The following is a 12607-nucleotide window of genomic DNA, read 5'->3' as shown; positions in this document are numbered from 1 at the left end:
AAAGGTCGCCGCTATCAATGAGCAATGAAGAGATTACAGGGTAGGGTAGTCGGTATAACCTTCAGCGCCGCCGCCGTAGAAGCTTTCCGGACGCTGAGGGTTCAGCGCGGCTTTCTGCTGCAGACGGGCGACCAGATCAGGGTTAGCGATAAAATCGCGACCAAATGCAACGGCGTCGATCAAACCTTTGCTAATCAGATCTTCAGCTTTCTCAGGGGTATATGCACCTGCACCGATGATCACACCGTGGAAGCGTTCGCGTACTTTCTGACGGAAGGCTTCAGTGTAAGGCTGACCACCGGCCCAGTCTGGCTCGGACATATGCAGATACGCGATACCCCGTTTTGCCAGCTCTTCAATCAGATAAAGGGCATCCGCTTCTTCGTCCGGGCCGTTATCAACGTTCTGGAAAGAACCAATCGGGGACACGCGGATACCAATGCGGTCCGGGCTCCACTCCTGACATACGGCATCCACCACTTCCAGCACCAGGCGCGCACGGTTTTCAACGCTGCCGCCGTACTGGTCGGTACGATGGTTAGAGGACGGTGACAGGAACTGGTGCAGCAGATAGCCATGCGCGGAGTGCAGTTCAACCAGGTCGAAACCGGCTTCACGCGCATTCGCCACGGCCTGGCGGAAATCGTTAACAATCCCCGGGATCTCGTCCAGTTCAAGAGCGCGCGGCATAGACGTATCAACGCGGATCGCATTGCCGTTTTCATCACGCAGAGAGGTGCGGGTGTTCGCGCTCAGGGCAGAGGCGGAAACCGGTGCCTGACCGCCAGGCTGGATGCTGCTGTGAGAGATACGACCGGTATGCCACAGCTGGACGGCAATACGACCCTCTTCAGCGTGAACGCCAGCCGTGATTTTTTTCCACGCGGCAATCTGTTCCGGGCTGTGCAGACCTGGTGCGCCAGCGTAACCCTTAGCCTGAGCAGAAATCTGAGTGGCCTCGGTGATGATCAGGCCAGAGCTTGCGCGCTGACGGTAATATTCACCCATCAACGGGGTAGGGATATCACCCGGCTCAATGCTGCGCAGACGGGTAAGCGGGGCCATGAACACACGGTTTGGCGCGGTAACGGCACCCACTTTCAAGGGGGTAAATAATTTTTCAGCGGACATAAAGGCTCCTGAGTAGACCAGTCGTCTAGTAATTACGTAAATAAAAACGCCTGCTATACGCGAGGCGTAGTAATGCTGCTTTTTACATGTGCCAGTGCGCTTTCAAGCGGCACCGCACTGCGAGAAATCTTGGCCTGCAGGTTCGCGCCTAACCAGAGGGCGTATAAAACCTGCGCCTGGGTTAAAGGTTCGCCGGGAAAAGTCAGCGTTTTTTCATCGCGGCCTTTCTCCAGCGCCTGTGCCATGAGGGCGATAACCCCGCGGGCCCCTTTATCCATTGCTGTGCGCATATCTTCTGAAAGATCGCACACTTCGGCAGAAAGTTTTACCGTCAGGCAACCGCTGATGATGCCCTGCTGACAGAACTGGTTCAGCGTTTCCTGATAGAAGTGCAGAACACGATCGCGATAATTACCTTCGCCCGTGGCAAAGTGCGCTGCCAGGCGCTGATGGTAGCTGGCATAGTGCCGCTCCAGCATTGCCACGCCAAACGCCTCTTTGGACCGGAAGTAGTGATAAAACGACCCCTTCGGTACCTCAGCGGTTTTTAATAACTCGCTCAACCCCATACCGGTGAACCCGCGATGCATGCAAAGTCGCTCGCCGGTCGCCAGTAAATGTTCTCGGGTATCGTGTTCTGTATTTCTGCTCATGGCCGCACTCTAATAGACCGTTCGGTCTATTGCAAGCGTGTTCAGTGGCGACATGCGTTCAGAATATCCAGCTGCTGTTGATAAACCTTTGATTTAATGTCCATCATACCCAATACGGTAGAGAACAAATTGTCCTGCGAAACCGCATTTTTTGCTGCATGGTCACGTAAACACTGCGCGTTGACGCCGAAATTTTTCGCATAGTCTGGTGATAACCAGAACATAAACGGAATGTGCGTTTGTTGCTCTGGGGCCAGCAGATACGGCGTGCCGTGCAGATAAATCCCGCTTTCGCCCAGCGACTCCCCGTGATCCGAAAGGTAAATCAGGGCGGTATTCATGCTCGCCTGACGCGCTTTTAGGGCATCGATGGTTTTACTGACCATGCTGTCGGTATACAGGATGGTGTTGTCATAGGTATTCATCAGCGCCTGGTGATCGCAATCCTGAATTTCATTGGTATCGCAGGTTGGCGTAAATTTGCGGAAATTATCCGGATAACGGCGATAGTATGCCGGGCCGTGGCTGCCCATCAGGTGGATGACCAGTACGGAGTCCTGCTTCAGGCCATCCAGAACATTGTCCAGACGGGTGAAGTTCACATCGTCAATGCAGGAGTTGTCTTTGCAGAACTGATCGAGTTTCCACTGGGTCATGTCGGTATGGGGAACGCGATCGCAGGCGCCTTTACAACCGCCATCATTGTCACGCCACAGCATATTGATCCCCGCATGGGCGAGCACGTCCAGCAACCCTTCCTGGTGATGGGCCAGGTCGGCATCGTATTTACTGCGCGTCATACCGGAGAACATGCAGGGCACGGAGACGGCCGTTTCGGTGCCGCAGGAGGAGGCCTGCGGGAAGTTAATAACATCCTGCTTTTTCAGCTCGGGGTTTGTTTCACGCCCGTAGCCATTCAACGAGTAGTTCGCGGCGCGTGACGCTTCACCGATGACCAGCACCAGAACGGTTTTCTTTTGTTGGCCTGTAATCAGCGGCCCTTTATGGGCATCTTCACCGATCCGGACCAGCGTTTGATCGCCTGCAAACCAGCGCATTTTGCTGTATTTGACCATCGCGCTGACATAGTTCGCGGGGGTCACCATTTTGACGATGCTTTTGTTATTGCGAAACAGCGATGCGTAATCTTTATAAAACAGGGCGGCGATGAGGATGATAACCAGCAGGGCGCCGAGCATTGCGGCAAAACGGGTCAGCAGGGCGTACCACCATTTCCCGGTGCGAATGCGGATCATGGCCAGCACCACGGACGGAACAAGACCGGCAACGACAATCCACAGGATCATCTGCGGCGTCACCAGGGCGGTGGCTTCCTGAGAGTTGGTTTCGAACACGTTAACAATCATGTTCTGATCGATAACCGCGCCGTAGGTATACATAAAGTAGGTCGCGGCGGCGCATCCGACGGTCAAGACAATCAGCAGCGGTTTACGAATAAACGGGATATTAAGCAGACTAAAAACAATGACCCAGCCGCAAAACAGCACCAGTGGAACGGACGCGGCAAAGAGGACGTCATGGATATGCGCGGGCGCGATAATAGCCCAGCTACGCTGAATAAACAGCGCGTTTAATACGGTAAAGAAAAGTGCACAGCCCAGAGTAAATTTTATGTCGTTACATTGTAACTTTTTGATTAGCCACATCGATCAGAAAACCTGCAATTTTAATGATGGGGCGAGTATAGAGAACGAAGATTAGTGAAACCTTAATGCCACAAAACTGTGGTAAAGCCCTTGCACGCGGGACGTTTAGCGTCTTCACTGTAGGTGATAGTCGTTATCGGGAGGTGAGTGTGGCAGAGCAACTGGAGTTTTTCCCCATCCAGAGCCCGTGCCGGGGTATTTGTCAGGTGGATGAACGCGGATATTGCCGTGGCTGCATGCGCACGCGCGATGAGCGTTTTAACTGGCAACACTTCAGCGACACGCAGAAACAGGAGGTGCTCCGTCTCTGTCGACAGCGACTTCTGCGCAAAATACGCGCAAACAAAGCCGGTGACACCGAAGAACCCCAGCAACCTTCACTGTTTTAACACGGTAATTGCGTATACTCATGACATCACGTCCTTGAGGAAAATGTTATGGTTCAGCGAATTACCCTTGCCCCCCAGGGGCCAGAATTCTCCCGCTTTGTGATGGGCTACTGGCGCCTTATGGACTGGAATATGTCCCCCCTCCAGCTGGCAAGCTTTATTGAAGAGCATCTCGACTTAGGGATCACCACGGTCGATCACGCTGATATTTACGGTGGCTATCAGTGTGAAGCCGCGTTCGGCGAGGCACTCAAACTGGTTCCTGCGTTACGCGAACGCATGGAGATCGTCACCAAATGCGGGATTGCCACGACGGCAAAACCGGAACATGCTCTCGGCCATTACATTACCGACAGCGCGCACATCATTAAGAGCGCCGAACAGTCGCTGGTTAACCTGGCGACCGATCATATCGATCTGCTACTGATCCACCGCCCCGATCCGTTGATGGATGCCGATGAGGTGGCCGAAGCGTTTCTGAATCTGCATCAAAGCGGCAAAGTGCGTCATTTCGGCGTATCAAACTTTACCCCTGCACAGTTTGCGCTGCTGCAGTCTCGTCTGCCGTTTACCCTGGCCACCAACCAGGTTGAAATTTCTCCGGTTCATCAGCCGCTGTTGCTGGATGGCACGCTCGATCAGCTTCAGCAGTTGCGTATCCGTCCGATGGCGTGGTCGTGTCTGGGCGGCGGACGTCTGTTTAATGATGATGAATTCCAGCCGCTGCGCACTGAGCTTGAGACCATTGCCCGCGAACTGAATGCCGGGAGCATCGAACAGGTGGTGTACGCGTGGATCCTGCGTCTGCCGTCAAAACCACTGCCGATCATTGGCTCGGGCAAAATTGAACGCGTACGCGCCGCCATTGCCGCGGAAGAGTTGCAGATGACCCGTCAGCAGTGGTTCCGCATCCGCAAAGCGGCGCTGGGTTACGACGTCCCGTAACCGGTAAAACGTGACTTTCCGGTGAAATCTTTGCCCCTGGTATAAACTTAAGGGGCAAAAAACAACCCGTGGAGGTCATATGAAGCGTTTTACTCTGGCTCTCGTCACGCTGGTGGTCTGTGCAGGTGCGCAGGCGGCCAGTGATGAAGTGGAAATGAATCTCGTCACCTCTCAGGGTGTAGGTCAGTCCATCGGCACGGTGAAAATCACTGAAACCGACAAGGGACTGGAATTCGCGCCCAATCTCAAAGCCCTTCCTCCTGGCGAACATGGTTTCCATGTCCATGCTAACGGTAGCTGTCAGCCCGCATTAAAAGAGGGTAAAGCCTCGGCTGCGGAGGCGGCAGGCGGCCACCTCGACCCACAACATACCGGTAAGCATGAAGGTCCTGACGGTATGGGACATCTGGGCGATTTGCCGGTGCTGGTGGTGAATAACGACGGCAAAGCCACGGATCCCGTCGTCGCGCCGCGGCTGAAAAAGCTGGATGAAGTGAAAGGCAAGGCGCTGATGATCCATGTCGGCGGCGACAATATGTCCGATCAGCCAAAACCGCTTGGCGGTGGCGGGGCTCGCTATGCCTGCGGGGTGATGTGATCCCCAATTGTACCCGGAGCCGGTGCCTGTTCCAGCTGCGACAGTGAGCAGTGCAGGCGCCAGATTATCGAGGCTAAATCTCGTGCTGCAGGCGAGTGGTGGTGCGCAAGGGTATCGCAAATTCGCTGAAGTTCAGCAAGCGTGGTTTCCAGTGGACGCTGCTGGACACCGCGTTCGCTCATGACATCGCGTAGCAGGGTGATGCAGACATCACGAACCTGCGACAGCGGGTCGGACCGTGTTTCCCATGCCCTAAGTTGCCAGACCACGTGAGAGCAGTTCAACAGCACCACGCCCCAGCGCAACAGCCAGCGGCGCGAAAGGGAGTCCTGGCTGTTATTGAGCTGGCTGACATAGTGATAGACCAGCGATTCATACTCACTTTCACGTAAATGCGGTTTTCGACTCAACTGATCGACAAAACCTCTGCGTAACTCGCGGATATGCCGGCGACTCTTGCGCGCATCTGAACCCGGACGTAACACCGCAAATGCCAGCCACGCCAGCCCAACGCCAAGGATCTTCGCCAGATTATCATTGAGAAAATCGGCGTAGTCATAAACCGGCGGGTTAGTGACGGAGATAAACGAGCCCATAAATACAATCAGCTGTCCCCACAGCCCCGCGAGTTTGGGCATTTGCAGCTTTAGCAGCTGCATGGTGGTTAACAGCGGGAACAGGAACAGAAGGAACTGCCACAGGTCGCTTATCTGCACCATCAACCCAAACTTCACGGCAAAACTAAACAGCGAAAGCAGCACCAGGGTGCGCAGCAGCAGCGTGAGGGAGTTGAACGGTGACGCGGCGACGGAGTACAGCACGCAGCTGATAGCAGCAAGCGTCAGGGCCGCAGGGCCTGACTCCCACTGGGTGGTGATACTCCACGCGCCAACCAGCGTGAGCGCGCAAAAGGTACGAAAACCGCTCCACAGTGCCTCCATCGAGTCTGTGTGTCGTGCCAGCGCCGGGCTACCGGGGACAGCGAACTCGGTGACCGGGGTGGCATTTTCCACGGCGTTAATCCAGCGGCTGCTGCGCAGATACAACCGGCAAAAATAGTTGAGACGCTGCCAGAAGGCGCGGTGACGGTAATCGTACTCATCTACTGGCGCGAGCGGGGCGATAATCTTCGCGACGGTGTAGATGTCGGCATCCGGGCGTGCAAGCGCCGCAAGCAGCGTTTCAATCACGGCGCGCGTATGTGCAGGGGGCGTGGGCCAGTTGAGCAGCATCCGGCGCAGGCTGGAGATTGAGCTGGTCATACGCAGCTGCTGATGCAACAGATAGTTCAGCAGGGTGTTCTGACGACGAAAGCGATAGTGGCTCCAGAAGGCCTGAATGCGTAACAGATTCATGGTCAGGATCTGGCCGATCACCTTTTCGTGCGCAAGACGGATGTCGTCGTTGGTATCCGGTTGCCAGAGCAGGCTTGCGTGCTCCAGTAAACGGGTATGCATGGTCTTCAGGGCGGTAATAAGCGCGGTGCCATCGGAAGTGCTCGGCAGGATCATCATCATGAAACCGCCGCTCAGAATACCGACAATCACTTCGCAGACGCGCGCCTGTGCGATGTCCCACAGCTCGGTGGTATCGAGCACATTCACCACCGGAAAGGCGATAATGGCGGCGGTATAGCCGGCCAGCTGGAAGGCATAGGCAACATTATTCGTAAAGTGCGCGCAGGCCCAGGTACAAAAGCCCAGCCATATCGCCATGCTCAACAAAAAAAGCCACGGATCGTTCAGCGTATGACCTGCAATGATTAACGCTGCGGTGGCACCCAACAGGCTGCCGGCAATACGTCCAAGACTTTTGCTGATCACCCCGCCGACGGTGGGGAAACTCACCACCGCGGCAGAGGTCATTGCCCAGTAGGGCTGATCAAGGTTGAGGTAATAGGCGACAGTCAGCGCCAGACACATCGCAATGCCATTACGCAGCGCATAGCGCCACTGCGGACGTGTCGCTTTCATCCACGGCGTATTTCGCCAGGAGAAGGCCTGCAGGTTCATCAACGGGTCCCGATGGCGACGGTGCAGGTTGTGCCGGAGACCAGCGTCATGCCCTGCGGTAAACGATCAAACTCCACACGAACCGGTACGCGCTGGGCCAGACGCACCCACGGCACGTTCGGTTTGATGTCCGGTACCAGGCCTGAATCCATTTCAACACTCTGATCGTAAATGGCGCGGCCAATGCTGGAGACGTGACCCTGTAACCGCTGCGAGCCGCTGTAAAGCGTAATGGTAGCGGGAGACCCTTCGCGAATATGGCGAAGCTTGGTCTCTTCAAAATAACCCACCACATAGAACGAGTGGCTGTCGACAAGGGCGAAAACGGGTTGCCCGGCGGTGGCATAATTCCCCACGCGGGCTGACAGGTTGGTGATCCATCCATCGACTGGCGCGGTAATAACGGTTTGTGTCAGCTCCCACTGCGCCTGTTTGAGCGTAGCCTCCGCGACGTTCACGCTCGCCTGCATGGCCTTAACGTTGATATTGGCAGTATCTAAATCTTCTGCGGAAATATAGTTGCGCGACAAATGCCGGCGGCGATTGGCTTCGTTATTGGCTTTTGCTAAATCAGACTGGGCCTTCGCCAGCTGTGCCTGGGCGTTAAGGATCGCAATATGATAGGGGGTGTCGTCGATACGGAATAACACGTCACCCTTTTTAACGTACTGGTTATCTTTCACAACAAGCGTCGTAATGCTGCCCGAAACCTGTGGGGTAATGCTGACCTGCTCAGCCCGCACTTTGCCGTCACGTGTCCAGGGTGACTGCATATAAAAATTCCAGAGCCACCACCCGGCAACCAGGGCCAGAGCAAGAACAATCAGCGTGGAAAAGTACTTCAGCGTTTTCAGGGGCATATTCACCACACAATCAAGACAGCTAGGCCCAGGCATACGGAAAGGGCAAACAGGGAGAGATCCATTAACATGGGGTGCCAAATCTCGCCGGAGTACATCCAGTCGCGAAGCAGGCGATGGGCTATGAGCCAAATCATAAAGCCGACCAGGACGGCCTTAAACAAGGGCGGAAAGTAGACTGACGCACCGAAAATCAGGTCCTGAAGGGGGAGTCCCACGGAGCTTTGAAAAAACGTCACGGGCAGAGATCCTTTGCAGTGAACAAAATGCCGCGAGGGCGAGTCTTAATCTGATGGAACATCACAATTCAGTGTAAGTCATCCTTTTAAGTTCGATGAATGCAGTATTGCATTTGTTTTGCCAATACAAATGCTGCACACTATTCTAAAATCAGTATAATAACTTAGCAAGCTAATTATAAGGAGATGAAATTGGAATCGCCATTAGGTTCTGATCTGGCAAGGTTGGTACGCGTCTGGCGTGCTCTGATTGACCATCGCCTGAAACCTCTGGAATTGACACAGACGCACTGGGTCACGCTGCATAACATTCATCAGCTGCCACCCGACCAGTCACAAATTCAACTGGCAAAAGCGATCGGCATTGAGCAACCATCACTGGTACGTACGCTTGACCAACTGGAAGAGAAAGGACTCATCTCCCGGCAAACCTGCGCCAGCGATCGTCGCGCTAAGCGGATTAAGCTCACTGAGAAAGCGGCACCTATCATTACTGAAATGGAAGCCGTTATCACCAAAACGCGCGGCGAAATCCTTTCCGGGGTTTCACCCGCAGAGCTTGAACTGCTCATCAGCCTCATTGGACGCCTCGAGCAGAACATCCATGAGCTGCAGTCACGCGACTGACACCATCATAAGGCCTTGCAGCAGCAAGGCCTTTTTTACCTCGACACAACGACACGGTTACGCCCGGTCTCTTTCGCTTCATACATCGCCTTGTCAGCATTCTCCACGCACGCTTCAGCGGTCGTCGTCGGAGAGGTGGCGGTAAATACCCCCATGCTAATCGTGATGGATTCAGGTAACTGACCCCCGCTGCTGACCTTATCAAAACTGCTCAGCTTTAGCCGTATGCGTTCAGCCACCTGGTACGCTGCCTCCGACGAAGTATTGGTCAGCATCAGGACAAATTCTTCCCCACCAATACGTGCCGCAATGTCCTGCGGGCGGACGGAATCCATCAGCAGGTTGGCGACAAACTGCAATACTTTGTCTCCCTGCAGATGGCCGTAGCAGTCGTTGATGCGCTTAAAACGGTCGAGATCGCTGACGATAACCGACACAGGGTGGTTGGCTTTGCTGATGTTGAGTGCCTGATTTAAGGCGTCGTAAAAATAACTGCGGTTGTAGAGGCGCGTCAGCGGGTCGCGGATCGAGTTCTGATAAGACTGCTGATACTTTATGTGCGAGTCGCGATACAGGTTAAAGACGTCGTACAGCAGGACAAAAATAATCATCAGCGTCGCCACGGTTTCGAATAAGCGAGCGTGATACCAGGACGTGTCCTCGGCATGTCCGCCGGCTAACAGTAATGAGAGCGTCAGGACATAACAGACACATAAGAAATTACCGCCAACCCAAAAAAGATTCCGCACCCGGGTAATCGTCATTAACGTTGCTAATGCCACAACCCAGAGAAGAATCAAAAAGATATTTATGACCTGGCTCCAGAGAACCATAAATTGCCGGGTTTCATTATCTACCAGATCCAGCGTTATCAGTGCCGAGTGGCTGGAGCAGAACCAGGCCAGGGCGACCATAGAAACCGTAAACAGCATTGTACCGATAACCACGGCAATATGCGCGGGGCGTGAAAGGGGATAATCCCGAATGGAATAGAGTAACGCTGAGACTATTATCAGCACCGCCATAAGAATATGACGGAACATAAAGAAGATCATGGCGTCGTTATAGTCGACAACATTGAACTGATAGAGATCCAGCCATGACGGGAAGCTGGACAGGGTACCGGCCATCAGCATCGTCGACCCGGCGAAGGCCGAGGCGAGGGCGATAAGGTACAACCGCCGTCTGTCGCACCAGTATTTCATGACCATGAAGCAGGCAATAAACAGGTGGAATACCAGCAAAAATATGGTAAGTGTCGGGAATAGCAGCGGTGAGAATGAAGGGACTAATTCGACCAGTTTTACAAAGAGACCTTGTAATATACCAACGACGACGATGCATCCAAAACAGAATGTAATATAAGGGTTCTTAAAATATCGTTGTAGTGCAAGCATAGGGATTTGACGGAATAATAAAATTAAAAAATGTAAAGTAAGAAAGAGAGTAACAGGCGTGGAGAGTAAATACTTTGCGCAGGAACAAGATATACCGCGCTTAATGATTCATGGCGGGAATTTTTTTTGTAAATATATTGTTTATAATTATATTATATGTAAATAGATTTGTTTACTGGATTTGCTAAATGGATTTCTTAAATGGATGTGGTCTGATGACCACATCCAGTTTGAATTAGCGTGGAGAAACGGTGACCTGGCTTCCGTTGCTCGCCAGAACAACGCGCTGGCCAGCAGAGAAACGGGTATTACCTTGTTTCTGTACTACCATGATGGTGCTGCCGTCATCTTTACGGATTTCCAGTTCTACGCCCTGGCTTTTGTTCATTGCACCCTGAACGCCCTGGCCTGCAACACCACCCGCAACGGCACCTGCTGCCGTGGCCAGCGAACGGCCCGTGCCACCGCCTACGGTATTACCGAGGAAGCCACCCAGCACAGCACCGCCGATGGCGCCCATCACGTTGCTGTCATCGCCACCCTGAATTTGTACAGGACGTGCGTTAACAACGGTACCGTAAGTGACGCTCTGAACCTGTTTGGCTTCAGAAGCGCTGTACACGTCGCCAGAAAGTGAACTGTCATTCACACAGCCTGCAAGGGTTAAACCGATCAGCGAAACGCCCAGTACACGTAAAATCATTTGAATCTCCTGTTCACCAAAAACGCCCGATGGCGGGCATCCGTTATGGCTAAATTATATGGCATAAGGGGCCATAGTTCATATCTTTGCACTAACAATAAGAAAATTGTACTTGAATTTAACTTAACGAGACATAAACGGGCACCCGGCAGGTTACCTGTCTGAGATTGTTAAAAAATATTATCGCCGGATAGCAAAGCGGCGCTGTTTATGGTTGAGTGGAGAGCATTAGCCCACGCAACGTAAGGAAAGCGCATGAAATCGGGTCGCTACATTGGTGTGATGTCGGGTACCAGTCTGGATGGCGTAGACGTCGTTCTGGCCGCTATTGATGAAAACATGGTGGCACAGCAGGCGAGCCTGACCTGGCCTATCCCCCTGGCGCTGAAAGAGGACATTCTCAGTGTCTGTCAGGGGCAGCAACTGACGCTTTCTCAGTTTGGTCAGCTTGATGTGCGGCTGGGGGCGCTGTTTGCCGATGCGGTACTGGCCCTGATGCATAAAGAAAAGCTTCGCCCGCAGGATGTCGTCGCTATCGGCTGTCACGGACAAACGGTCTGGCATGAGCCGGTCGGCGATGCACCGCATACCCTGCAAATCGGCGACAACAACCAGATTGTGGCGAAGACGGGCGTGACCGTAGTCGGTGATTTTCGGCGTCGCGATATTGCGCTTGGCGGGCAAGGCGCGCCGCTGGTGCCCGCTTTTCATCAGGCATTGTTGACCCATCCGACAGAGCGCCGAATGGTGCTGAACATTGGCGGTATCGCCAACCTGTCTCTGCTTATCCCGGATCAACCCGTACGTGGCTATGACACCGGCCCGGGTAACATGCTGATGGATGCCTGGATCTGGCGTCAGCGTGGTCAGGCGTATGATAAAGACGCGCAGTGGGCCAGCGAAGGCAAAGTGATCATCCCGCTGTTGCAGTCCATGCTAAGCGATCCGTACTTCGCCCTACCGGCGCCCAAAAGCACGGGGCGCGAATATTTCAACTATGGCTGGCTCGAACGTCAGCTGGCGCAGTTCCCGGCGCTTGCACCGCAGGATGTCCAGGCGACGCTCGCCGAGTTAACGGCGGTTTCGATATCGGAACAGGTTCTTCTCAGCGGTGGCTGCGAACGCCTGCTGGTGTGCGGCGGTGGCAGCCGTAACCCGTTGGTGATGGCACGTCTTGCCGGGTTATTGCCGGGTACCGAGGTGACGACCACCGATGAAGCCGGCATCAGCGGCGATGATATGGAAGCGCTGGCTTTTGCCTGGCTTGCCTGGCGTACCATTGCCGGGCTACCGGGCAATTTGCCGTCGGTGACTGGCGCACGTGAGGCCAGCGTCCTCGGGGCCATTTTCCCGGCGAATCCACGTCATAATCAGAGTTAACTGAAA

Annotated in this window: 13 protein-coding genes; 5 read left to right on the top strand and 8 right to left on the bottom strand. The window is 54.0% G+C overall.

Annotation, left to right across the window (positions count from 1 at the left end; genetic code table 11):
• Positions 1 to 33: 33 nt before the first annotated feature.
• Genes HV157_RS03330 through eptA form a run of 3 tightly spaced genes read right to left on the bottom strand, consistent with a single transcriptional unit; the run spans position 34 to position 3451 of the window.
• The gene (locus HV157_RS03330) at positions 34 to 1131 is read right to left on the bottom strand and encodes an alkene reductase (protein ID WP_020884339.1); all 1098 of its coding nucleotides are present in this window, start codon (positions 1129 to 1131) and stop codon (positions 34 to 36) included.
• 53 nt (positions 1132 to 1184) lie between these two features.
• Positions 1185 to 1784 carry a TetR/AcrR family transcriptional regulator gene (locus HV157_RS03325; RefSeq protein WP_014169778.1) on the bottom strand — a complete coding sequence of 200 codons (600 nt, stop codon included), beginning with the start codon at positions 1782 to 1784 and terminating at the stop codon, positions 1185 to 1187.
• A gap of 41 nt (positions 1785 to 1825) precedes the next feature.
• Positions 1826 to 3451 (bottom strand): phosphoethanolamine transferase EptA, encoded by a 1626-nt coding sequence (gene eptA / locus HV157_RS03320; protein ID WP_182268507.1) that lies wholly within the window; start codon positions 3449 to 3451, stop codon positions 1826 to 1828.
• 149 nt (positions 3452 to 3600) lie between these two features.
• Here eptA and HV157_RS03315 point away from each other — a divergent pair, with 149 nt between their 5' ends.
• The 3 genes from HV157_RS03315 to sodC all read left to right on the top strand — a co-directional run bounded on the left by HV157_RS03315 (position 3601) and on the right by sodC (position 5383).
• Positions 3601 to 3840, top strand: a complete 240-nt coding sequence (locus tag HV157_RS03315) for a DUF1289 domain-containing protein (RefSeq protein ID WP_020884337.1) — start codon at positions 3601 to 3603, stop codon at positions 3838 to 3840.
• A gap of 48 nt (positions 3841 to 3888) precedes the next feature.
• Positions 3889 to 4785: an aldo/keto reductase family oxidoreductase gene (locus tag HV157_RS03310; RefSeq protein ID WP_014169781.1), complete on the top strand. Its 897-nt coding sequence runs from the start codon at positions 3889 to 3891 to the stop codon at positions 4783 to 4785.
• A 79-nt stretch (positions 4786 to 4864) separates the two neighbouring features.
• A complete protein-coding gene (sodC, locus tag HV157_RS03305) occupies positions 4865 to 5383 on the top strand; it encodes a superoxide dismutase [Cu-Zn] SodC (protein ID WP_020884336.1) in 519 nt (172 codons plus the stop codon).
• Here the strand turns inward: sodC and HV157_RS03300 are convergent.
• From HV157_RS03300 to HV157_RS03290, 3 genes are read right to left on the bottom strand one after another with little or no spacing between them, the layout of a single operon-like run.
• Positions 5362 to 7395 (bottom strand): FUSC family protein, encoded by a 2034-nt coding sequence (locus tag HV157_RS03300; protein ID WP_047366454.1) that lies wholly within the window; start codon positions 7393 to 7395, stop codon positions 5362 to 5364. The genes sodC and HV157_RS03300 overlap by 22 nt on opposite strands.
• Positions 7395 to 8255: an HlyD family secretion protein gene (locus HV157_RS03295; RefSeq protein WP_182268662.1), complete on the bottom strand. Its 861-nt coding sequence runs from the start codon at positions 8253 to 8255 to the stop codon at positions 7395 to 7397. The genes HV157_RS03300 and HV157_RS03295 overlap by 1 nt, the downstream gene beginning before the upstream one ends.
• 2 nt (positions 8256 to 8257) lie before the next feature.
• The gene (locus HV157_RS03290; RefSeq protein ID WP_020884333.1) at positions 8258 to 8494 is read right to left on the bottom strand and encodes a DUF1656 domain-containing protein; all 237 of its coding nucleotides are present in this window, start codon (positions 8492 to 8494) and stop codon (positions 8258 to 8260) included.
• 186 nt (positions 8495 to 8680) lie between these two features.
• Here HV157_RS03290 and slyA point away from each other — a divergent pair, with 186 nt between their 5' ends.
• Positions 8681 to 9121 carry a transcriptional regulator SlyA gene (gene slyA, locus HV157_RS03285; protein ID WP_014169785.1) on the top strand — a complete coding sequence of 147 codons (441 nt, stop codon included), beginning with the start codon at positions 8681 to 8683 and terminating at the stop codon, positions 9119 to 9121.
• A 35-nt stretch (positions 9122 to 9156) separates the two neighbouring features.
• Here the strand turns inward: slyA and HV157_RS03280 are convergent, their stop codons facing one another.
• On the bottom strand, positions 9157 to 10518 hold the full coding sequence (locus HV157_RS03280) for a GGDEF domain-containing protein (protein ID WP_182268508.1): 1362 nt from the start codon (positions 10516 to 10518) through the stop codon (positions 9157 to 9159).
• A gap of 235 nt (positions 10519 to 10753) precedes the next feature.
• Positions 10754 to 11221, bottom strand: a complete 468-nt coding sequence (slyB, locus tag HV157_RS03275; RefSeq protein WP_014169789.1) for an outer membrane lipoprotein SlyB — start codon at positions 11219 to 11221, stop codon at positions 10754 to 10756.
• A 255-nt stretch (positions 11222 to 11476) separates the two neighbouring features.
• On the opposite strand from slyB, the gene anmK reads away from it, so the two are divergent.
• Complete coding sequence (anmK, locus tag HV157_RS03270; protein ID WP_079231116.1) at positions 11477 to 12601, top strand: anhydro-N-acetylmuramic acid kinase; 1125 nt, start codon at positions 11477 to 11479, stop codon at positions 12599 to 12601.
• The last annotated feature ends 6 nt before the right edge of the window (positions 12602 to 12607 follow it).

It is taken from the genome of Enterobacter sp. RHBSTW-00318 (assembly GCF_014101375.1).
GTDB lineage: Bacteria > Pseudomonadota > Gammaproteobacteria > Enterobacterales > Enterobacteriaceae > Enterobacter > Enterobacter ludwigii.
This window is presented reverse-complemented; position numbering and strand designations above follow the sequence as displayed.